Origin of the sequence: Caloramator proteoclasticus DSM 10124 (assembly GCF_900129265.1) — a bacterium.
Classification (GTDB): Bacteria; Bacillota; Clostridia; order Clostridiales; family Caloramatoraceae; genus Thermobrachium; species Thermobrachium proteoclasticum.
Map to the genome: position 1 here is coordinate 1 of NZ_FQVG01000032.1, position 23,846 is coordinate 23,846.

Here is a 23,846-nt window from a genome sequence, read left to right on the forward strand (position 1 = left end):
AACAACACAGACAATTTGAAGGAAAAATTAAATCTGTAACTATATCAAAAACACCAACAGGCAAATATTATGCTTCTATACTTGTAGAAGAAGAAATTAAAGAATTACCTAAAATAGATAAAAAAGTAGGTATAGATTTAGGCATTAAAGAATTTGTTATTTTATCTGATGGAACAAAGGTAGAAAATCCAAAATGGTTAAGAAAAACAGAAAAAAGAATTAAAATTATACAAAAATCATTATCAAGAAAGCAGAAGCAAAGTAAAAACTATGAAAGAACAAGACAAAAGCTTGCTAAACTCCACGAAAAAATATCAAATCAAAGGAAAGATTTTCTTCACAAATTATCTTCTAAAATTATAAACGAAAACCAAGTGATAGTTTTAGAAGACTTAAAGGTAAAAAATATGCAACAAAATCATAAATTAGCAAAAGCAATAACAGAAGCATCATGGGCAGAATTTAGAAGGATGTTAGAATACAAGGCAAAATGGTATGGCAGAGAAATAATAATAGCACCACAAAATTATGCATCAAGTCAAATATGCAGTGAATGTGGATATAAAAATTCTGATGTAAAGAATTTAGCATTGAGAGAATGGAAATGTCCAAAATGTGGTGCAGTTCATGATAGAGATATAAATGCAAGTAAGAATTTGATAAAATTAGCCATGTAAATGGTATATTTGGGGAAGGAACAGCCCTTTGAGCGTGGGGTAACTTGCTCCGCTGGGAGTATTGACCACGAAGCCACCACTTCTATAAGTGGAGGTAGTTCACATAATGTGTAAATTTACTTTATATAATACTCTATAGTCTTGTAAATAATAAACAAAGATGCGAAAATATTAATAAGATTATAAATGGAGGGATGAATATGGTAGAGTCAAAAATATTAGTTGTTGATGATGATGTTAATATATGCGAATTGATAGAAGTATATTTAATGAAAGAGGGATACAAGGTATACAAAGCAAATGATGGAGAAACAGCACTTAAGCTTTTTAAGGAAAAGCAGATAGATTTAATTCTTCTTGACATAATGATGCCAAAGATGGATGGATATTCGGTTTTAAAGGAAATAAGAAGGGAATCTCAAATTCCAGTTATAATGTTAACTGCAAAGGGAGAAACCTTTGATAAGGTTTTAGGTCTTGAGCTTGGTGCAGATGATTATATGGTTAAGCCCTTTGAACCAAAAGAACTTGTTGCAAGAATAAGAGCTGTCTTAAGAAGATATAAACCTCTAAGCCAAAAAAGAGTTATAGAATATATTGATTTAGTAATTGATCCAGATTCTTATATAGTTATGTATAAGGGTAATAAAATCGAAATGCCTCCAAAGGAATTTGAACTATTGTATTTTTTAGCATCTAATCCTAACAAAGTTTTTACAAGAGACCAACTTTTATATGAAGTATGGGGATATGACTATCCAGGAGATTCAAGAACAGTAGATGTCCACGTTAAAAGGGTTAGAGAAAAGTTATTAGAAAATGAAGAATGGCAGATCAAAACTGTATGGGGCGTAGGATATAAATTTGAGGTGAAATGATATTATGAAAAAAAGTTTATTTACTAAATTGATTTCAGCATATCTTGTAATACTTCTTATTTCTTATAGCCTTGTTGCTGTTTTTTTATCCTATTGGTTTTATAAATATTACTATAACCAAAAAACAAATTCTTTAATTAATCAAGGATACATTATAAATAAAACCATTAATGACTATTTAACAAGAAAAATTTCAAAGGATAAGATGATTACGCAGATTAGACTTATGGATGAAATGAGTAATACAAGAATACTAATCGTCGATAAATATGGTTTTATTTATGCCTATTCTTCAAATGAAATGAAGGATTTTATGGGAAAACAAATTACAGATAATGAAATACAAGAAGTATTATCTGGAAATGTGGTTATAAAGAGTGGGGGATTTAAGCAGATATTTTCAAAGCCTATGCTTATGGTTGGTATGCCTATAGTAGTAGCAGACCAAGTTCAAAGTGCGGTTTTTTTGCATTCACCCTTATATGAGGTAAAAAATACATTAAAAACAGTTTATTTTGTTATATGGATGGCTGCATTTTTTGCAATGTTTATTTCAGCTATAATTATATATTATTTTTCTGAGAAGATACTTATAAGACCTTTAAATAAAATAAATAGTACTGCAAAGAGTATAGCAAAGGGAGAATTTGATAAAAGAGTGGACTTAGAATCAGATGATGAAATTGGGGATTTAGCACATTCATTTAATTATATGGCAGATTCTCTTCAGAGCTTAGAAGATATGAGAAGAAGCTTTATTGCCAACATATCTCACGAGCTTAGGTCTCCTATGACTTCAATTAATGGTTTCATTACAGGCATAATTGATGGAACAATTCCTAAAGAAAAATGGATTTATTATTTAAATATAGTACACGATGAAATTAAAAGGCTTATGAGACTTATAAACGATATTTTAGATTTAGCAAGACTTGAGTCGGGAGAGTTCTCCATTAACATAGGTGTATTTGATTTAAATGAACTTATAAGACAAAGGGTTATAAAGTTTGAGGATAAAATAAACAAGCGTGGCATTGAAGTTAATGTTAAGCTAATAGAAAAGAAGCTAAAAGTAAAGGGAGATAGGGATAGAATAGATCAAGTATTAACCAATTTAATAGATAATGCTATAAAGTTTGTTCCAGATAATGGGTTAATAGAAATAAAAACAGAGATAAAAGAAAGAAAGGTTATTGTTCACATATATAATAATGGACCTGCAATTCCAAAGGAAGAAATTAAATATATATGGGACAGATTCCATAAGGTTGATAAAGCAAGATCTAAGGGTGGAGGAACTGGACTTGGATTATCCATAGTAAGGCAGATAATCAATCAACACGGAGAGACAATATGGGTTGAATCTGGTGATTTTGGTACAAGATTTTCATTTACATTAAGTTTGGTTTAATTTATATATTTTTTCAATTTTTATTCATATTTTGTTTAAATCTTGGAAGTATAATCAAGTTAGGAGGTGTGGTTATGGATTATAATAATGGTTCTTGGCAAAGTGGAGTCAAATTTGTTGAAGAAAAAAGATCAAAGAAAATATTGAGGTTTTTAGCTCTTATTTTTATAGTATTCTTTTCAGCAGGTATTGGAGGAATTATTGGGGGATACTATGTAAAGAAAAACTATACTGAGGCACCACTTTTGAACAATCAACTTAATACAAAACAAGAAATAGTAACTAATATACCAAAAAACTCAATAACAAAAGTGGCAGAGGTTGTAGGACCTGCGGTTGTTGGAATAACCAACAATGTTACAACCTTTACAGGCAGGACAGTAAAGCAGGGAACTGGTTCAGGAATAATATTTGATAAGTCTGGATATATAGTAACAAACCAGCACGTTATAGATGGAGCAAGTGAAGTATATGTTACCCTCGCAGGAGGTAAAAAACTTCCAGCAAGAGTTATAGGTGCTGATTATAGAACTGACCTTGCTGTTTTAAAGATAGAGGCACAAAATTTACCTGTTGCAAAGTTTGGAGATAGTTCTAATGTAAGAGTGGGAGATATAGCAGTTGCGATAGGTAATCCATTAGGAGAAGAGTTCTCAGGTTCAGTTACTGCTGGAGTTATAAGTGCTGTAAATAGAAAAATGACTGTGGATGGAAGAACCTATAAAGTTATTCAAACAGATGCCTCTATAAATCCAGGTAATAGTGGAGGAGCCCTTTGTAATGAAGCAGGTGAAGTAATTGGTATAAATAGTTTAAAGATTAGCAGTGCAGAGGGAATGGGATTTGCAATTTCAATAAATGAAGCAAAACCAATAATAGAATCACTTATGAAAAATGGATATGTTTCAAGACCTTTTATTGGTATATATTATGAGTTTATAGATGAAGAGATTGCAGATGAATATAATGTTCCAGTAGGGGTTAATATAAGAGGTGTTGAAAGAGGAAGTGGAGCAGAAGAAGCTGGAATAAGACCAGGTGACATTATAGTAAACTTCGACGGAGTAGATATAAAGAGAATGGAAGATTTGTCAGATGTCTTAGAGAAACATAAAGTTGGGGATATAGTATCAGCAAGAATTTGGAGAGATGGTAAGTATATAGATGTAAAGATAAAGTTAGGTGAAAAAACAAAATAGTATAATAAATCTTGATAAAGTGCCTTTTAACAGGCACTTTATTTTTGTGTTATGTACTTGCTAACACATTTTTCAACATTATGGTATAATAAAGCACAGAAAATATTTATTGCTTTTAAGGAGGAAAGAGATGAAACTTGTAGTTGGGCTTGGAAATCCAGGAAGAGAATATGAAAACACAAGACATAATATAGGGTTTGATGTAATAGATTATATTGCTGATAAGGTAGGAGCGAATGTAAATAAGATTAAATTTAAAGGGCTTCTTGGAGAGTTTGTCTATGAAGGTGAAAAGGTTTTATTATTAAAACCTTCTACATTTATGAACTTAAGCGGAGAAAGTGTGAGGGAAGCAAAGGATTTTTATAAAATTGATGATAAAGATATAATAGTGGTATACGATGATATAGCAATTGATGTGGGAAGGATTAGAATTAGACCATCTGGTAGTGATGGTGGGCATAATGGAATAAAGAATATAATTTATCAGCTATCCAGTGATAAGTTTAGTAGAGTAAGGGTTGGTGTAGGGGCTCCTAAGGGTGATTTGGTTTCTCACGTTCTTGGAAAGTTTACAGCTGATGAAAGAAAGATAATGGATGAAGTTATAAAGGTATCATCTGAAGCCGTTTTGGAGATAATTAAAAATGGAGTACAAAGTGCAATGAATAAGTTTAATGGATATTGTGTTATAAAATAGGGGGTGTTTTTTTGAGGTTTGAGGGGATAAAAAGGGTATTTGAATCAGAAGATAGCTATAGGCAACTTTTAAAAAACATAAAGGAAGAAAATTTTATATGTCAGACCTATGGCCTTTCTGAGACTCAGAAGGCCTTTGTGTCCTTTTGTCTTTTTGAGGATATAAAAGGACACTTCTTATATATAGCACATAATGAGATAGAGGCAAGGAAGATATATGAGGATTTAAGTACCTTTACAGATAAGATTGCTTATTTTCCTTCAAAGGAAAGTGCAATTAATGTAGATGTTACGTCATCAGGGATAAAGCAGGAGAGAATAAGGACTATTTTTAGGATTTTAGAAGGTGAGGATTTAATAGTTGTAACTTCTATAGACTCTATTTTTTATAAGATGACACCAAAGGAGATAATAAAAAATAGCAAATTAATATTAAAAAAGGGAGATATAGTAGAACCTTTAGATTTAACTAAAAATCTGTATGATTTAGGCTATGAAAGGGTTGAGGTTGTAGAGGGGCCTGGCCAGTTTGTACAAAGAGGAGGAATAATTGATATATTTCCTTTAAATGAAGAGGTTCCCTATAGAATTGAGTTTTTTGATGATGAAATAGACACAATTAGAAAATTTGATATAGAAACTCAAAGAAGTCTTGATTATGAAGAATTTATCACAGTACTTCCTGCAAGAGAGATTATAATTAGAAGTGGAGATGTTAATAAAATAACAAATGCAATAGACGTAGAATACGAAAAAATATATAAAAATTATAAAAAGAATAAAGATGTACAGGATAGACTAAAGCAAAAGTATAATTCTATTAAAGAAGGGATAACTAATTTTAGGTATTTTGAAGGAATTGAAAGTTTTATAACTACAATATATGAAGAAGCGGAAAACTTCTTAGATTATTTTAATAATCCAACAGTACTTTTAGATGAAACAGCAAGACTTATAACAAGAATAAAATCCTTTGAAGAAGAGTTTAGAGAAATTTTCAAATCTATGATGGAAAAGGGAGAGGTATTACCTATACAGGCAAACTGGGTTTATAGTGCAGAGTATTTATTAGATGTAGTTAATAAGAAAAGATGTATAGGTTTTAATATGCTCCCAAGAAGTGTTCAGGATATAAATGTACGAGCTGTTGTGAATTTTAATGCTATAGTTAGCAACATAACATCAGTTAATTTAGAGTATTTTATAGATGAATTAAAAAATAGAATTCAAAAGAATTATTATGTTTTAATATTTGCAGGAACAAGGGCAAAGGCTGAAAGGCTTACAAAGGGATTAAAGGATGAAGGAATAGAAGCAGAATATGTTGAAGAAGTAAAGGGTTTAATTCCAAGAAAGGTATATGTTACCTATGGTAGTATAAAAAATGGAATTGAGTTTTTTGAATGCAGACTTACTATATTATCGGAGAGGGAAGTATATAAGACAAACAAAGAAAGAAAAAAGCAATTTAATAAGAAGTCAAGAAAAATAGAGAGTTTTACTGATTTAAAGATCGGGGATTATGTTGTTCACGCAAATCACGGTATAGGTGTATTCTCAGGAATTAAGGAACTTGTTATTGAGGGAATAAAAAGAGATTATTTGGTTCTTAAATATCAAGGGGAAGATACATTATATGTTCCTGTTGAACAGTTAGATTTAGTGCAAAAGTATATAGGCGGAGATGATAATCCACCTAAAATAAATAAACTTGGTACATCAGAATGGGCAAAGACTAAGAAAAAGGTAAAGGAATCCTTAAGGGAGGTTGCACAGGAACTTGTTGCTTTATATGCTGTCAGAAACTCTATAGAAGGTTATGCCTTTTCAAAGGATACACCTTGGCAAAAACAGTTTGAAGATGAATTTCCATATAACGAAACAGAAGATCAGCTTATAGCAATTGAGGAAATAAAGAGGGATATGGAGAGCAAAAAGCCTATGGATAGGCTTTTATGTGGAGATGTTGGATATGGGAAGACAGAGGTTGCTATGCGTGCAGCCTTTAAAGCTGTTATGGATGGTAAACAGGTAGCAGTTCTTGTGCCAACTACAATACTTGCACAGCAGCATTATAACAATTTCAAACAAAGGTTTTCTGATTTTCCAGTTAATATAGATATGATAAGTAGATTTAGGTCAAAGGAGGAACAAAGGAGAACCTTAAAGGAACTTTCGGTAGGGAATGTAGATATTATTATAGGAACCCATAGACTTCTTCAAAAGGATGTAAAGTTTAAGGATTTAGGACTCCTTATTGTGGATGAAGAACAACGATTTGGGGTTTCTCATAAAGAGAAAATAAAACTTTTGAAGAAGAACATAGATGTATTAACTTTAACTGCAACTCCAATTCCAAGAACTTTACATATGTCCTTAATTGGTGTTAGGGATATTAGTGTAATAGAAACTCCACCAGAGGAAAGATACCCTGTTCAGACATATGTATTAGAATATAATGAGTTTATAATACGTGATGCAATTTTGAGAGAGATATCAAGGGGAGGACAAGTATTTTTTGTATATAATAGAGTTGATACAATAAAGGAAATGCAGGCTTATCTGCAGAGGTTAGTAGATGGAGCAAGGGTACTTATAGCACACGGACAGATGGATGAAGATGAATTAGAACAGGTTATACTTGATTTTGTATCAGGTGAAGCAGACATACTTTTGTGTACTACAATAATAGAAACAGGGATTGATATGCCGAATGTAAATACCCTTATAGTATATGATGCCGATAGGATGGGTTTGTCTCAACTTTATCAATTAAGGGGTAGAGTTGGAAGATCAAATAGACTTGCCTATGCATATTTTACCTATAGAAAAGATAAGATTTTAACAGAAGTTGCAGAAAAAAGATTAAAGGCTATTAAGGAGTTTACTGAGTTTGGTTCAGGATTTAAAATTGCAATGAGGGATTTAGAGATAAGAGGAGCAGGTAATTTATTAGGAACAAGGCAACACGGACATATGATGGCGGTTGGATATGATTTGTATTGTAAGCTTCTTGAGGAGGCAGTTAAGGAGGTTAAAGGAGAAGTTACAGAAGAGGTTGAGACAAGTATAGATATTTTAGTTAATGCACATATACCTGATGATTATATAAAAGATGGAAGGGTTAAAATAGAGGTTTATAAAAAGATTGCTGCAATATCTTCAATTGAGGATAAGCAGGATGTTGAGGACGAACTTGTGGATAGATTTTCTGACATACCAAAGCCTGTTGAAAATTTAATAATGATTTCCTACATAAAATCTATTGCTCAAAAACTCAAGATTGTAAGTATAAAACAGGTTCAAAAGGATATTTTCCTGCATTTTAAAGATATAGGTTACATAGATTATGAGAAAATAAAGCAATTAAATTCTAAATTTAATAATATTGTATCCTATGGAAGTTTAAAGGAACCTATATTAAAGATTAGATTGAATAAATTCTCTAACAACCAAATATTGTATATAATTAAGGATTTATTGGAGGAATTGAAAAATTTGCATAATGAAAAATGATGTTGTATAATAGATATTGATTTTAAAAAAGGGAGAGGATGAAGGTGAAAATAGCTAAAAAAGTAATGGCATTAGCATTATCAGCCACTTTATTATTAAGTTTAGCATCTTGTGAGCTTATAACAAAGACTGAAGAGGGGAAGATGAAGGAGGCTGTTGCAAAGGTAAATGGACATACAATAACAAGGGGGGAATTTTTAAAGAGATTTGAAACTGAAAAGGCAAGAATGGAAAACCTATATGGAAAGGATTTTTTTGAGAAGAAGGAAAATGAAGCTTATGTAAATCAAATAAAGAATAATTTAATAGATAATATGATAAATGAAGTTCTACTTGTAAAGAGAGCAGAAGAGCTTAAGGTTGTACCTGATGAAAAAACTCTACAGGATGAAATAAACAAAAAGATAGAAGAGGGCAAAAAGAGCTTAGGTGGAGAGGATAAGTTTAATGAGACTCTAAAGAATTTAAAAATTACATTAGAGGATTATAAGGGTTATTTAAGAAGTGGAATAATAATAGATAAGCTATATGACCATATAGCAAAGGATGTAAAGGTAACTGATGATGATATAAAGAAATACTACAACGAAAATATATACGATTATACAGAGAAACCAAATAAAATGAATGTATCCCATATATTAGTTAAAACAGAGGAAGAGGCAAAAAAGGTAAAGGCAGAATTAGATGCTGGAGCAAAATTTGAAGATTTAGCAAAGAAGTATAGCCAAGACCCAGGTTCAAAGGATAAGGGTGGTAATTTAGGCGATATATATTATAATGATAAAAACTATGATAAAGACTTTATGACAAATGCTATTGCACTACCAGAGGGAAAAATAAGTGCACCAGTTAAAACTCAGTTTGGATACCATATAATAAAAATTAATAAAAAAGAGGAATATAAACAACTACCTCTTGAGCAAGTAAAGGCTGAAATAGAAAAGAAATTATTAGATGATAAAAAGGCACAAGCGTTCCAAGATGAGCTTAAAAAGTTAAAGGATAAGGCTAAGATAAAGATATATGAAGAAAGATTATAAAAGGATAGGGAATTTCCCTATCTTTTTTATTTTACAGTTGAATAAAAATATATATTAATGTATAATTATACTATATAGATTATGGAGGTATGTGTATGAAACCACGCAATGATGAAATTAACTATAGAGATATAGATAGAAGCCCACAGCGTTATATGAGGATAGACTGTAGGTATTGTGGATACAGAAATAGAGCTTCGGGTGGAGAAATGCAATGCAAAAAATGTATGATAACCAATACAAAATAAAGAGAGGAAAATTTTGACCTCTCTTTTATATTTTTTGTTAATTTACTTATTTATTTACTAATTTTAAGGTATAATTTTTATTTTTTTGTAGAGATTATTAATAAGAGCATAAAAAAAGGAGGGATTTGTTTGAAGGCTACAGGAATAGTTCGTAGGATTGATGATTTAGGAAGAGTAGTAATACCAAAGGAAATAAGAAGAACCTTGAGAATACGTGAAGGAGATCCACTTGAAATATTTACAGACAGAGAAGGAGGAATAATCTTAAAAAAATATTCTCCTATAAATGAACTAAGTGATTTTGCTAAGGAATATGCAGAGGCACTTCATCAGTCTATTGGTCATCCTGTGATAATTTGTGATAGGGATAGTGTCGTTGCTGTAGCTGGTACCGCAAAGAAGGAATATCTTGATAAGAGGGTAAGCGATGAGCTTGAAAAAGTATTCGAAGAAAGAAAGATTTTTGTTTTTACAGGAAAGGAAGGAAATGCAGTTCCTATAATTCCTGAAGAGGAAGAAAAAATGGAATATAAGGCACAAATTATTGCACCAATAATTGCTGAGGGCGATGCAGTAGGTGCAGTTGTAATTATGTCAAAGGAACCCAATGTAACCTTTGGTGAATTAGAAAGAAAGTTAGCAGAAACAGCTTCAACATTTTTAGGAAAACAAATGGAGCAATAATGGAATACATACCTCCTAATTCTAATATTTTATTAAGAGAAGGAATTAGGAGGTTTTTTATGACCAAAAAAAACATTATTAAAGGTACTCTGATTCTAATTATTTCAGGATTTATTGCAAAGTTTTTAGGGCTTTTTTTTAGATTACCAATAATTTATATGATAGGTGAAGAGGGGATAGGTCTTTATCAACTTACATACCCAATTTATACGTTTTTACTTGGACTTTCTGCAGGAATACCTGTTGCTATATCCAAAATGGTATCAGAGAGAGCAGCCTTATCAAAATACGAGGATTGTAGAAGAATTTATAGAGCATCGATGTTTGTTATGTTTGTAATTGGTACAGTATCTACACTATTATTGATTGTTTTTGCTAATGATTTAATAAATTATTTTTCCTGGAGTAGAGATGCTTATTATTCTATTTTAGGTATTTCCTTTGCTCCATTATTTACTTGTCTTTTGTCTGTTTATAGGGGTTATTTTCAAGGTTTTCAGAATATGAACCCATCTGCAGTATCTCAGATAATAGAACAGATAGGTAGGGTAGTTGTAGGTGTAGGTTTGACTTACTTTTTATTACCCTATGGGATAGGAGCAGCAGCAGGAGGAGCAGCTTTTGGGGCTACCTTTGGAGCCTTTATTTCATTAATCTTTTTAATGCTATTGTATAAAAAGTATGGGAAAACATATAAATATGCTAATAATACTTTTACACCCTATAGAAGTATAATTAAAGAACTTATATTGTTAGCAATTCCAATATCATTAGCACACGCATTAGGCTCTATAATGTCGTTGATTGATTCGCTCACAGTTCCTAAATTATTGAAGATGTCTGGTTATACAGAAAGTATAGCTACTGCACTTTATGGACAGTTAACAGGAAAGGCATTTGTGTTAATAAATGTACCACTTACTATGGCAACAGCTCTATCTCAGAGTACAGTTCCAGCTATTTCAGAGGTATATACTATAAATAACAAAAAATTGCTTAAGAGGAATATGGAGATGTGTTTTAAGCTGGCTTCAATTTTAGCATTTCCTTGTGCAGCAGGTTTGTATACTTTAGCACGACCAATATTCTATTTTGTATTTCAGGGTATGGATGATGGATGGGAACTTCTTCAGATACTATCTATTGCAGTTATATTTATAATATTTTCTCAGGTTGCTACGAGTATAATAAATGGTATTGGAAAAACATTTATACCTTTAATATCAATGATAATTGGAAGTATAGTAAAGGTGCTTATATCTTTTAGTTTAATTTCTATTCCAAGTATTAATATTAAAGGAGCTGCCTATGGTACTCTAATTTCGTACATTCTAATATCTTTTATTAATATCTATTTTGTATTTAAATATACAAAGACAAGAATAAACCTATTTAAAAGTATTGTATCACCAATAGCTTGCTCAATTGCTATGATTTTCATAGTTGTTATTGCATATACAAGATTTTATGAATATACTTTAAGTATAAATATATCAACTATATTTTCTATATTAAGTGGTGCAGCTATATATTTTGTTCTCCTATTTATTACAAAGACAATAAGCTTAAAGGATGTATTAGATTTGCAAAAGAAAAAGAGGTGATATATTGATTACGATTGTGGGTTTAGGACCTGGTTCCTTTGAGGATTTAACTATGAAAAGTTTAAACCTTATGAAAAATGCAAAAAAGTTATATTTAAGAACTGAAAAACATCCAAATGTAGAAGAAATTAAGAGGATGGGTATAAAATTTGATACATTTGATAAATACTATGATGAGAGTGAGGATTTTGAAGAGGTATATAAAAAGATAGCAAGGGATATTGTTGACATTGAGGATGTAGTTTATGCAGTTCCTGGTCATCCATTGGTGGCAGAAAGATCAGTTCAGTTGATAATAGAATATGCTCAGGAAAAAAATATACCTGTTGAGATTATACCTGCCTTAAGCTTTATTGATGCAATAATAAATACATTAAAAATTGATCCAGCTAATGGCTTAAAAATAATAGACGCATTAGATATTGAAAGACAAAGACCTGATAAAAGGGTTGGCAATATAATTACTCAGGTTTATAGTAGGTTGGTTGCTTCGGAGCTTAAAATAAAGCTTATGGATTATTATGATGACGAATACGAAATATATGTTATAAGAGCAGCTGGAGTAGAGGGGCTTGAAAGAGTAGAAAAAATTCCTCTTTATATGTTGGATAGACTCAGTTGGATTGACTATCTAACCAGTGTATATATACCTAAGGTTGAAGAGGATGGGAAAAAGGATTTTTATGATTTATTAGATATAATGGAAAGATTAAGAGGTGATGATGGTTGTCCGTGGGATAGAGAACAAACCCACGAAAGTCTAAAAAAATATTTACTTGAAGAGGCTTATGAGGTGATTGATGCTATAGACAAGGATGATATGGATGAACTTTGTGAAGAACTTGGAGACGTACTTTTACAGATAGTATTTCATAGCCAAATAGCAAAGGAATTTGGTGAATTTAATATATTCGATGTAGTTGATGGTATATGTCAAAAAATGATTAAAAGACACCCACACGTTTTTTCAGAAACTGTAGTAAATTCTGTGGAGGATGTACTTGACAATTGGCAACAAATAAAGAAGAAGGAAAAGAACATCGACAGCTATACAATGGAGATGAAAAGAATTCCAAAATCAATGCCAAGTCTAATTAGAAGCTATAAAGTACAAGAAAAGGCTAAAGAAGTTGGTTTTGATTGGGACGATGTATCTGATGCGATAAAAAAAATACAAGAAGAGTATTTAGAGGTATTAGAAGCTATAAAAATTGGAGATAATAATAAAATAGAGGAAGAGATAGGAGATTTAGTGTTTGCGGTAGTAAATGTAGCAAGATTTTGCAATATCAATCCTGAGATAGCCTTGACAAAAACCGTAGAAAAGTTTATAAAAAGATTTGAGTATATTGAACAAAAGGCTGATAAATTGGGTAAAAATTTAAAGGATATGACATTAGAAGAGATGGATGAAATTTGGAATGAATCAAAAAATACATAAATTTAGAGAAATTGTAGAAAAAATATAGTTTTAAAAGAAGGATTTTTAAAACTTATGAAGAATAACTTAATTAGCTAATATTATTTAAATAATTTAAATATGTGCATAAACTAAGGAGGGAAAAACTGTGAATAAGGCAGACTTAATTACATCAATCGCAGAAAAGAGTGGATTAACAAAGAAGGATGCAGAAAAGGCTCTAAAGGCATTTATGGAAAGTGTTGAAGAAGCTCTTACAAAGAACGATAAGGTTCAACTAATTGGATTTGGAACTTTCGAAGTAAAAGAAAGAGCTGAAAGAAAGGGAAGAAATCCAAAGACTTTAGAAGAAATAGTTATCCCAGCATCAAAGGTTCCTGTATTTAAGGCAGGAAAAGAATTAAAGGATAAAGTTAATAAGTAATTATAAAAAAATCAGGTCGCGTACCTGATTTTTTTATAACGTATATATATTATAATAAGAGGGATGATAAAATGAGACTTGATAAATTTTTAAAGGTTTCGAGAATAATAAAGAGAAGAACAGTTGCAAAGGAAGTTTGCGATACAGGTAGAGTATTAGTAAATGGGCGTGTAGCCAAACCAGGTACAAATGTCAAGGTTGGAGATATAATAGAAATACAATATGCCGCTAAAACCGTTAAAGCAGAAGTTTTATTAGAAAAAGAGCATGTAACCAAGGATGAAGCAAAAGATATGTATAGAATACTTCAAGGAGAAGAGATAGAATAAATTTCTATCTCAGATTGTTGATAAACCGAATTGTTAAATAAAATCTGAAATAGCCCCATGAAAGGATTTTATTAGGCTCTTTCATGAGCTTTAGCAATTCTTGCTTTTCGGCTTTGAAAAAAGTCCGTAATTCGGCACAGGACGTGCCGAGCCGAGCGGCCATCAGGAGGATGGCATCGCGAGGGTAGGACTTTTTCAAACAAAGAAAAGCTTAGAATTGCTTGGCGAAATGAACGAATGCCCAAGAAATCCTTCATGGGGCTAATCAATATATGACTTTTTCAACAGCCTGAGATAGAATAAATTTCTATCTCTTTTTTTATTAATAATTATTATCCACATTCTGTGGATAAGTATGTGGATAAAATGTGGGAATTATGTGGGTTAGTGTTGATAAATTGGAGTTATATTATTGTTAGTATGTGAATATTATTTATATGAGGGTGGAGGGATGATTATGGAAAATAATAAAATAGTTAAAAATCAAAATCATAACTTAAATATGATAAATAGACAAAAGCTTGATATTACTGGGGTAGTAAATGTTATTAACTTCAATGAAGAACAGATTAATTTAAGTACAATTATGGGACAGATGATAATTAAAGGTAAAAATATGAAGATAAATAGGTTAAATGTGGACAATGGGGATATGTGTATAGAGGGGGAGATTATAGGTATTAATTATTTAAACAAACAATCTAACAATAGTGAAAGTATATTTAAGAAGCTCTTTAAGTAAGCTAATGGGTGATTAAATGACTTTGCCAATAGGTGTTCAAATAAAATATTTTGTTTCTACAGTCGCTGTTGGTTTTTTAATAGGCATTTTTTATGATATATATAGATTATCAAGACAGGATAAATTTAAAAGAAATATTCTATCCTCTATATCTGATTTTTTATTTTGGATTTTAATGAGCATAGTTGCATTTATTTTTATGTTAAAGACTAATAATCTAAATTTGAGGTATTATACCTTTTTGGGCATATTGTTTGGATATATGGTTTATAGTATGTGTATAAGTAAATATTTATATAATGTTTTAAATATATTACTTTATGTTATAATTAAATTGTTGAGAATTTTATTTAGGATTATTTTGTATCCCTTTAGGCTTATTTTTTTATTACTTAAAAATCTAATATATTCAATATTAAATTTTAGAAGGAAAAATTAAGTCTTTGAAGAATTAATACAAAAGAAAAAAGAATGTGGGGGATAGCTATGAAGAAAAAGAAGAAAAAAGTATTACTACGTATCTTGGTATTTTTGTTTTTTGGATTAGTTATGGTAAAGCAACAAATTATAATATTTAGATTAAACAAAGATATTAAAGCATACAATGAGGTTTTAAATAAAGTTAAAACTCAAAACTTAGAGCTTAAAGAGGAGTTGAAAATTAGTGAAAGAGCTGATTATATAGAACGTCTTGCGAGGCAAAAACTAAGGTTAATAAAGCCTGGTGAGATATTGTTTATTGATAAGAATAAAAAGAATAACTAAGTTGACGTCCATAATTTATTTTTATATAATATAAGATATGATTAAATTTAAGGAGGAATTTTTTCGTCATGACCCTACAAGTAGGAAACATTTTAGAGGGCAAAGTTGTGAACATTACAAATTTTGGTGCTTTTGTTGAAGTTTCAGGAAAGACAGGTTTAGTCCACATTTCTGAGGTTTCAGACACCTATGTAAAGGACATTAGAAAGCATCTTAAGGAACAAGACAAGGTTAAGGTAAAGGTTATTGCAATTGATGAGAATGGAAAGATAAGTCTTTCTATTAGGCAGGCACTTCCTAAGAAATCCTTAAGACCAGCAGAGATTGATTGGGATGCAGAAAAAAGAAGAGCTGCTAATCTTTCCTTTGAAGAAAGACTTGCAAAATTCCTAAAGGAAAGTGAGGAGAGATTCCAGGACTTAAAGAAAAGTCAAGATTCAAAAAGAAGTGGCGGATATTCAAGAAGGTAAATATACAAGGTATTTTGCTTAAGCAAAATACCTTTAAATTTTTTTTAGGGGATAGGGATTTAGGTGTTGACAAAGACAAAAAAACCTGTATAATAAAAAGAGTCAGCAGGACAGAGGCGATAAAAAAATAAAAAATAAAAACAAAAAAACTGTTGACATAATAAAAAAGATAATATATAATAATAAATGTCGCAGGGCGATGAAGAAAAAATGAATATGCCGGAGTGGCGGAACAGGCAGACGCACAGGACTTAAAATCCTGCGGTTTGAATAAAACCGTACCGGTTCGACCCCGGTCTCCGGCACCACTAACATCGCGGGGTGGAGCAGCTAGGTAGCTCGTCGGGCTCATAACCCGAAGGTCGGAGGTTCAAATCCTCCCCCCGCAACCAACATGGCGGCGTAGCTCAGTTGGCCAGAGCATTCGGTTCATACCCGAAGTGTCAGCGGTTCGAATCCGTTCGCCGCCACCATTAAGGGGCGAGTAGTTTAACTACTCGCTTTTATTTTTGTATTAATTTATATGAGAAGGTGATGTTGTGGACAATAAGGAAATGACCGATCTTCAACAAGAGCTTTTGAAGGCTATACCATATTTAAAAGGTTGGACAAAACAGAATGACCATTATGACAAGTTAAGCAATTTTATATATAACACAACTAATTTTGTAGATATCATAGAAAAATCAAATTTAAATAAATTACCAATTAGTTATGTATGTCATAGATGGTATAATTATCATACATCTAAAGTAACTGAAAAAATATTCGAGAAATATGGATGCATTAGAGAGAAAAATTTAAAGCATAAGGAAATAGATATTTATTTTAAGCAAATTCCTTATGATATTAAATTGACAGTATTACCATTAAAATATAAAGGCAATACAGATTTTAAAAATAAGAAGGGTAGAGATGATTTAATTATTTGGTATTATAAAAATCAGTCTCAGGAAGGTAGAAAGCATTTAGCTAATAGATTATTTGTAGTGTGTAAATCAAAAAATAATAATTACGAAGATAGCTTAAAGCTAAAATGCAATTTTATTTTAATTGAAAAAGCGGTATTTGAGTTTATAAAATATTACTCTAACAGACAACTTAATACGGTTAGTTTTGTGCATGAAGGAAAAATTAAAATTGTATACTCGGATATAATAATAGTTGAAAACTAAATTATACCAAGCATTGGACGGTGGTGAAATAATGAACTATATAGGCTCAAAATATTCATTAATAGATTTTATTATAAATTCGATAGAATCTGTTGTAGGTAATAATACAAATGTTAAAGTATTTGCAGATTTATTTGCTGGTACAGGAATTGTTGGAGCAACTTTCAAGAAGAGAGGATATAAAGTGATATCTAATGATATACAGTACTATAGTTATGTGCTGAATAAACATTATATAGAAAATAATCAATATTTTAATGTAGAAAGATTTTATTATTTGAATGACATAGAAGGTGTAGAGGGTTTTATATTTAATAATTATTGTGCTGGTTCTGGGTCTGGAAGAAATTATTTCACAGATGAGAATGGCAAAAAATGTGATGCTATTCGTCAAGAAATTGAGGAATTGAGATTAAATGAAAAAATAAGCGAAAATGAATATTATTTTTTATTAGCTAGTTTAATTGAATCAATAGATAAATATGCAAATACAGCATCGGTTTATGGTGCTTTCTTAAAACATATAAAAAAGTCTGCACAAAAAACATTTGAATTAGAGTTTTTACCTACAATAAAAGGTGAAAATGTAGGTATAGTTTATAATAAGGATGTAAATGAGCTAATAAGGGAAATAGAAGGTGATATACTTTATTTAGATCCACCTTACAATACAAGACAGTATTCTGCAAATTATCATTTATTAGAAACTATTGCAAGATATGATAACCCTATTATAGTTGGTAAGACTGGATTAAGAAAAGATGATAACTTAAAAAGTAAATACTGCTCCAAGAGAACAGTTGAAAAAGTTTTTGAAGATTTAATAGCAAATGCAAAATTTAAATATATATTTTTAAGCTATAACAATGAAGGATTGATGTCCTTGGAAACAATAAAAGCTATTATGGGAAAATATGGTGAATACAAATTATTTACTAAAGAAAATTATAAACGATTTAGAGCAGATAAAAAAGACAATAGAAACCACAAAGCTGATTCTACAATTGAATATTTACATTGTCTAATAAAATAAATTTTTTAAACTAAGGAATAATAAAATTATACAGCACATTTAAGATTAAAATTATCTTAAATGTGCTGTATGTTTAATTATATAAGTTTTTTTTCTAATAAACTTAGTATTCCTTTCATATTAAATCTAAATTTAAAACAGTCTCTATTATTATGAACTTGGAATTCTCCTATACTGATTCCACAATATTTTACTGTACAACTTTCATTCCAGGATGTTAACGTTTGAGTGAATTCAAATTTTTCTTTTTTCCACTTTGGAGCATTAATAAATTTACTCAAAACTATGAAAGAAGGATTAGTGTTAATACAACCTGACTTTTTTATAATATCAAAAAAGTGTATAAGGTAATCACATTCAAACATATTTTTCCAATATTCTTTCATAACCAAGTCTATTTTATTAATAGAGATTTCTTTAAACAAATGCCTTTTCATGTTTAAATCTGTAGGGATGTTGTTTCCAACGATGTCTTTGAAATATTTAAAGTATGTCTCACTTGTAGGTTGTCCAATTTTTTGTGGTGCTACTTTTCCAATAGACTTTTGATTAGTTTTAACTGATAATGTTTTGCCGTTTTGTAATATAAAATCTATAGGGCTTTGATCTTCAGCTATGTGTTTTTCAGGTTTAGGCAATTTGTAATCATTAAATGCTTTCTCAACGATTGGTTTAAGAATTTCGACAATAATTTTATTACCTCTTTTTCGATAATTATCATCTATGTGTACATTAAATACATCGGCTATGGCAATTTCTGCGGAAATGCCAATGACTTCATTATTTAATTCCATTTTTAACACCTCCAAATAACAATAAATAAATTATAAAAACGTATGTAATTATTAATTCTTCATAAAAGTTTATTTTCCTTTAAATTTAATCAAAATCTGTTGAATAAAAGGGTCGAATGTTTTTTCACATTATGTTTTTTTAAAATAAACTGTCGGAAACTTTTTGTAGTACATCTGTAATAATGACAAACATTTCTGCATATATTTGGTATAATAACCCTACAATTTGAAATTGGGGGGGTTATTATGTATAGAGATGACATACTACCATATAGGAGAGTTGCTGATAATAAGGTTCGTAAAAAAATAAGTATTGATTTATTTTCTTTTAGGCATTTGCTATTGCTTTTAAGTGCTCTATTAGTAAGTAGAGTGGTTATGTTAAAGGCACTTATGCCCTTTGGGGTAGCTTTTTTAGTGGCAGCATATTCTATCTTAAATAGGTTTGAAACATTTTTGGTGTCTATATTTGTTGCTTTAGGCTATGTACTCTCTTTTCAAAATTATTTATCTTATTCTCACGTAGTAACAGTCTTGGCACTTATGATTTTTATTCCTTTTTTATCAGAAAATAAGAAGATATATAAGTTTGCTATATTGGCATTTATTATAAATATCTTAGTAAATATAGCGTTTAGATTTTATGTTAATTTAGATATATTACCCTATGACATAATAGTATCTATTTTCGAATCCTTTATAATGGTATCAAGTGCATATATTTTTAGTTATGGTATTCCGTTGTATTTCAATAAACAATCAAGGAAGCTCTTTTCAAAAGAAGAAATTATATGTTTTATACTTGCACTATCACTTGTAGTATCAGGGCTATGGGATATTAATATATACGGTTTTTCTTTAAAAAATGTTATATCTATGTTGGTTGTAATATGTTTTGGGTATAGTGAAGGGGCAAGTATGGGAGCAGCTGTAGGAGTTACAATGGGTGTCGTCTCTGGTATTTCAGATCCATCTATGGCGGTTAACCTTGGAATATTTGGTTTTAGTGGACTTATTGCTGGTGTTTTTAAGGATTACAATAAATTTATAGTTGCAGTTTCGTTTGTTATTGCAACAGCTATGCTTTCCTTTTATAGTTTAGGCAGCATAACTTTGAATAATGTTTTTTTAGAGGCTATGATTGCTTCATCAATTTTTATGATAATGCCAACAAAAAAATTTAAAAAACTTACTTCTTCTTTAGATGGAGATAAAAAGATAATAGAACTTCAAAAGTCATATATAGAAAAAGTTAAAGGACTTATGGAAATTAGGCTGTCTTCTATGTCAAGTACATTATATGATATATCGTCAATCTTGCAGGAGAACATAGAAAATGAACTATCAAAAAAGCAGGAGATAAATAGCCTTGTTGAAAAAATTGCAGATAGAGTATGTGCAAATTGTGATTGTAAGAGTATTTGTTGGGGTAAAGAATTATACTATACATATGATTCCATTGTTGAGATGTTAAGACTCATAGAAAAGAAGGGTATGTTATCAGTAATGGAAATGCCAGAGAGTATGAGAAGAAAATGTATAAGACCAACAGAAATAATGAAGCAGTCTATTCATCTTTTAGAGATAATGAGGTTAAATAATAGATGGAGAAAAAAATTAATAAACTCTCGTATGATTTTATCAGAACAAATTAAAGGTATATCAAGCATCATTGAGTCAATGGTTAAAGAAACCTCAAATTCTATTGTTTTTAGAAATGATGTTGAGGAGGAAATAGCTGTTGAGCTTGATAAAGCTGGTTTAGAGTTTGATAACATAGTAGCTTTGAAAAATGGTAGAGAAAAATATGAGATAACCTTCTATAGAAAACCTTGTAGAGGAAAAAACTTGTGCGTTAAGGAGTTTGAAAGGGCAGTTTCAAGGGCACTTGGTATGAAGATGGTTGTAGATGGTTCGGGTTGTAGAATAGATGAAAATAAAACTATGTGTCAGTTTAGACTAATAGAGGCTGAAAGCTTTAGTTTAGTTACGGCAGTTGCTAAAGCCTCAAAGGAAAAGGTTTCTGGTGATACATATTATTTTGGCAATATAGGAGAAGGGCGATATATGATTGCATTAAGTGATGGAATGGGAAGTGGAAGGGCAGCTAATATGGAAAGTAACACTACTATTGCTCTTTTAGAAAAACTTATGGAGGCGGGATTTGAAAGGAATACAGCAATAAAGGCAATAAATTCGGTTTTAGTTTTGAGATCCTGTGATGAAAGCTTTGCAACTGTTGATATGGGGCTTATTGACTTGTATAGTGGTATAGGTGAATTTATTAAAATAGGTGCAGCACCAACTTTTATAAAATCAGGAAGAGAGGTTGAGGTAATAAAGAGCTCTGCACTTCCTGTTGGTATATTAGATGATATAGATATTGAAAGCCACATAGTTGAATTTAGAAGTGGTGATATGATTGTTATGGTAAGTGATGGAGTGGTTGATTGCAATGATGAGCTAAAGGAAAAATGGATTATTAAGGCACTTAAGGAGTTTGATAGTGGAAATCCAAAGGATGTTGCGGATTATTTATTAAATAAAGCTAAAGAATTTTATGGCAATAATATAAAGGATGATATGACTGTAATTGTGTCAAAGATATGGAAGATTAGTTAATTATAGAATGAATTTTTGGGTGCCGTGAACTTAGATTTTATAATTGTTCACGGCCTTTATATTTTTAATTTATGTGCCTTCTTGCTGAATTTATTATTTAAAGTTATTATATATATATCTTTAGAATAGATGGAAGTGGTGAAATATGAAGGAGAAGGTTTTATCTTACATAAAAGAAAATAGGTTGATTGAACCTAATGACAAAATAGTAGTTGGTTTATCTGGAGGTCCAGATTCTGTTTGTTTATTGCACATTTTATGTTCCTTGAAGGAAGAGTTAAATATAACTGTCTATTCAGCCCACGTAAATCATATGATAAGAGGAGAAGAAGCTTTAAGGGATGAGGAGTATTCAAAGAAGCTATCGGAAAAATTAAATGTAGAACATTTTAGTACAAGGGTTAAGGTAGAAGAGTTTGCAAAGGAAAATAAGATGACATCTGAGGAGGCAGGCCGATATATACGATATAAATTTTTTGATGAAGTATTAAGTAAAGTTGGTGCAAATAAAATAGCTCTTGCCCATAATATGAACGATAATGCAGAGACTATTATTATGAACTTAATAAGAGGAACTGGAACTTTAGGGCTTATTGGAATACCAAATAAAAGGGATGAAAAATATATAAGACCTATACTTTGTTTGACAAGGGATGAAATAGAAAAATACTGCCAAGAGAATGGATTAAATCCGCAGATAGATAGTACTAATAAAGAAAGTATATACACAAGGAATAAAGTAAGATTAGAACTTATACCATATATAAAGGACAATTTTAATCCCAACATAGTTGAAAATTTAAACAGGCTCTCTCAAATAATTAAGAGTGATGAGGATTTTTTACAAAGTTATGTAGAGGATATATTAAATAATAATTATATTAATAGTCGTTTTAGTATCGAGAGTTTTAATAAACAGCATATATCTATAAAAAGAAGAATAATAAGAAAAATGATTGAAATGGTATATGGAAGTATAAGTGGAATAGAGCAAAGACATATAGATGATTGCATAAATTTAATACTAAAGGGCGAAACGGGGAAATATGTTGTATTGCCCCACGGTATTGTTTGTAAAATAGAATATCAAAACTTTTTAATTGATACTATAAAGGATGATAGTATTGAATATGAATACAAAATTAAAATACCAGGGATTACCTATATACCTGAATTGAATGCAAAAATTTATACAAATATATTAGAAAATTTAAATAATATTAACCATAATACATTTATAAAATATTTTGATTATGATAAAATAGGAAATGATATAACTGTAAGGAACCGAAAAGCTGGAGACTATATTATCTTAAGTGGAATAGGTGGAAAGAAAAAAATAAAGGACTTTTTTATAGATAAAAAGGTTCCAAGGGATAAGAGGCATACCATACCACTTATAGCAAAGGGGTCTGAAATAATCTGGATAATAGGTATGCGTGAAAACAGTCTATATCGCATAGATGATAAAACCAAAAAGATTCTTGAAATAAGATTTGAAAGAGGTGCAGGGAATGAATAAGGATTTAAAGAAAATACTAATAAATGAAGAAGAAATTAAAAAAAGAGTTTGTGAACTTGCAGAGGATATTATGAGGGATTTTAAGGATGAAGAACTTTTTTTTATAGGTGTATTAAAGGGTTCTGTTGTATTTGTTGCTGATTTGATGAGATGTATTAAAAATGACGTAACAATGGATTTTATGGCAGTATCAAGTTATGGTTTATCATCTCAAACCTCAGGTGTAGTTAGAATTTTAAAGGACTTAGATTTTGATATAGAAGGCAAAAATGTTGTGATAGTTGAAGATATAATTGATACAGGAACAACTTTAAAATATCTATATGAATACTTAAAAAAGAGAAACCCTAAGGAATTAAAGATATGTTGTCTTTTAGATAAACCTGAAAGAAGAAAGGTTGATATAAAGGCTGATTATATAGGCTTTACAATACCAGATGAGTTTGTTGTAGGATATGGACTTGATTATGCAGAAAGGTTTAGGAACTTACCATATATTGCTGTTGTTAAGGAGGAAGTCTATGCAAACAAATAATTGTATATATTATAATATTATGATAAAATTAAAAAATATAAGTTGCTAATTTGAGA

The 23,846-nt window shown here is 30.4% G+C and carries 23 protein-coding genes and 3 tRNA genes; 25 read left to right on the forward strand and 1 reads right to left on the reverse strand.

The genetic code is table 11. The features are described from left to right. The 22 genes from BUB63_RS08200 to BUB63_RS08300 form a co-directional block, all read left to right on the forward strand. The coding region (locus tag BUB63_RS08200) for an RNA-guided endonuclease TnpB family protein (protein WP_143290260.1) at positions 1–677 on the forward strand (677 nt) is incomplete at its 5' end. A 194-nt stretch (positions 678–871) separates the two neighbouring features. Beyond that, positions 872–1,555, forward strand: a complete 684-nt coding sequence (locus tag BUB63_RS08205; protein ID WP_084106644.1) for a response regulator transcription factor — start codon at positions 872–874, stop codon at positions 1,553–1,555. Between the two features lie 4 nt (positions 1,556–1,559). Continuing rightward, positions 1,560–2,966, forward strand: coding sequence for a sensor histidine kinase (locus BUB63_RS08210; RefSeq protein ID WP_027309069.1), 1,407 nt, complete (start codon positions 1,560–1,562; stop codon positions 2,964–2,966). Positions 2,967–3,040: 74 nt separating this feature from the next. Continuing rightward, the gene (locus BUB63_RS08215) at positions 3,041–4,165 is read left to right on the forward strand and encodes a S1C family serine protease (RefSeq protein WP_073249008.1); all 1,125 of its coding nucleotides are present in this window, start codon (positions 3,041–3,043) and stop codon (positions 4,163–4,165) included. Between the two features lie 130 nt (positions 4,166–4,295). Continuing rightward, a complete protein-coding gene (pth, locus tag BUB63_RS08220) occupies positions 4,296–4,865 on the forward strand; it encodes an aminoacyl-tRNA hydrolase (protein ID WP_073249010.1) in 570 nt (189 codons plus the stop codon). Between the two features lie 11 nt (positions 4,866–4,876). Beyond that, entirely contained in the window at positions 4,877–8,380 is a 3,504-nt protein-coding gene (gene mfd, locus BUB63_RS08225) for a transcription-repair coupling factor (RefSeq protein WP_073249012.1), read from the forward strand. 44 nt (positions 8,381–8,424) lie between these two features. Continuing rightward, a complete protein-coding gene (locus tag BUB63_RS08230) occupies positions 8,425–9,423 on the forward strand; it encodes a peptidylprolyl isomerase (protein ID WP_073249014.1) in 999 nt (332 codons plus the stop codon). A gap of 95 nt (positions 9,424–9,518) precedes the next feature. Next, positions 9,519–9,671, forward strand: coding sequence for a hypothetical protein (locus tag BUB63_RS13605; RefSeq protein ID WP_156897897.1), 153 nt, complete (start codon positions 9,519–9,521; stop codon positions 9,669–9,671). Between the two features lie 129 nt (positions 9,672–9,800). Further along, a complete protein-coding gene (spoVT, locus tag BUB63_RS08235; RefSeq protein WP_027309064.1) occupies positions 9,801–10,355 on the forward strand; it encodes a stage V sporulation protein T in 555 nt (184 codons plus the stop codon). A gap of 59 nt (positions 10,356–10,414) precedes the next feature. Further along, complete coding sequence (locus BUB63_RS08240; protein WP_073249016.1) at positions 10,415–11,959, forward strand: putative polysaccharide biosynthesis protein; 1,545 nt, start codon at positions 10,415–10,417, stop codon at positions 11,957–11,959. Between the two features lie 4 nt (positions 11,960–11,963). Then, the gene (gene yabN / locus BUB63_RS08245) at positions 11,964–13,400 is read left to right on the forward strand and encodes a bifunctional methyltransferase/pyrophosphohydrolase YabN (RefSeq protein WP_073249018.1); all 1,437 of its coding nucleotides are present in this window, start codon (positions 11,964–11,966) and stop codon (positions 13,398–13,400) included. A gap of 127 nt (positions 13,401–13,527) precedes the next feature. Then, entirely contained in the window at positions 13,528–13,803 is a 276-nt protein-coding gene (locus tag BUB63_RS08250) for an HU family DNA-binding protein (protein WP_027309061.1), read from the forward strand. 71 nt (positions 13,804–13,874) lie between these two features. After that, entirely contained in the window at positions 13,875–14,132 is a 258-nt protein-coding gene (locus BUB63_RS08255; RefSeq protein ID WP_027309060.1) for an RNA-binding S4 domain-containing protein, read from the forward strand. Between the two features lie 457 nt (positions 14,133–14,589). Continuing rightward, on the forward strand, positions 14,590–14,874 hold the full coding sequence (gene yabP / locus BUB63_RS08260) for a sporulation protein YabP (protein ID WP_027309059.1): 285 nt from the start codon (positions 14,590–14,592) through the stop codon (positions 14,872–14,874). A 16-nt stretch (positions 14,875–14,890) separates the two neighbouring features. Next, on the forward strand, positions 14,891–15,313 hold the full coding sequence (yabQ, locus tag BUB63_RS14105; RefSeq protein WP_051350691.1) for a spore cortex biosynthesis protein YabQ: 423 nt from the start codon (positions 14,891–14,893) through the stop codon (positions 15,311–15,313). 47 nt (positions 15,314–15,360) lie between these two features. Then, on the forward strand, positions 15,361–15,639 hold the full coding sequence (locus tag BUB63_RS08270; RefSeq protein WP_027309058.1) for an FtsB family cell division protein: 279 nt from the start codon (positions 15,361–15,363) through the stop codon (positions 15,637–15,639). Between the two features lie 68 nt (positions 15,640–15,707). Then, positions 15,708–16,109: a S1 domain-containing RNA-binding protein gene (locus BUB63_RS08275; RefSeq protein ID WP_027309057.1), complete on the forward strand. Its 402-nt coding sequence runs from the start codon at positions 15,708–15,710 to the stop codon at positions 16,107–16,109. Between the two features lie 218 nt (positions 16,110–16,327). Beyond that, positions 16,328–16,417 (forward strand) — tRNA-Leu (locus BUB63_RS08280). A 7-nt stretch (positions 16,418–16,424) separates the two neighbouring features. Then, positions 16,425–16,501, forward strand: a tRNA-Met gene (locus BUB63_RS08285). Between the two features lie 4 nt (positions 16,502–16,505). After that, a tRNA-Met gene (locus tag BUB63_RS08290) sits at positions 16,506–16,582 on the forward strand. Between the two features lie 66 nt (positions 16,583–16,648). After that, positions 16,649–17,284: a hypothetical protein gene (locus tag BUB63_RS08295; protein ID WP_084106652.1), complete on the forward strand. Its 636-nt coding sequence runs from the start codon at positions 16,649–16,651 to the stop codon at positions 17,282–17,284. A gap of 31 nt (positions 17,285–17,315) precedes the next feature. Continuing rightward, positions 17,316–18,317 carry a DNA adenine methylase gene (locus BUB63_RS08300; RefSeq protein ID WP_073249020.1) on the forward strand — a complete coding sequence of 334 codons (1,002 nt, stop codon included), beginning with the start codon at positions 17,316–17,318 and terminating at the stop codon, positions 18,315–18,317. Positions 18,318–18,394: 77 nt separating this feature from the next. Here BUB63_RS08300 and BUB63_RS08305 read toward each other — a convergent pair whose 3' ends face one another. Next, positions 18,395–19,111, reverse strand: coding sequence for a hypothetical protein (locus tag BUB63_RS08305; RefSeq protein WP_073249022.1), 717 nt, complete (start codon positions 19,109–19,111; stop codon positions 18,395–18,397). 246 nt (positions 19,112–19,357) lie between these two features. On the opposite strand from BUB63_RS08305, the gene spoIIE reads away from it, so the two are divergent. The 3 genes from spoIIE to hpt all read left to right on the forward strand — a co-directional run bounded on the left by spoIIE (position 19,358) and on the right by hpt (position 23,790). Next, positions 19,358–21,733, forward strand: coding sequence for a stage II sporulation protein E (gene spoIIE, locus BUB63_RS08310; protein ID WP_073249024.1), 2,376 nt, complete (start codon positions 19,358–19,360; stop codon positions 21,731–21,733). Positions 21,734–21,878: 145 nt separating this feature from the next. After that, positions 21,879–23,255: a tRNA lysidine(34) synthetase TilS gene (gene tilS, locus BUB63_RS08315; RefSeq protein ID WP_073249026.1), complete on the forward strand. Its 1,377-nt coding sequence runs from the start codon at positions 21,879–21,881 to the stop codon at positions 23,253–23,255. Continuing rightward, positions 23,248–23,790, forward strand: a complete 543-nt coding sequence (hpt, locus tag BUB63_RS08320) for a hypoxanthine phosphoribosyltransferase (protein WP_027309054.1) — start codon at positions 23,248–23,250, stop codon at positions 23,788–23,790. The genes tilS and hpt overlap by 8 nt, the downstream gene beginning before the upstream one ends. Positions 23,791–23,846: the final 56 nt, after the last annotated feature.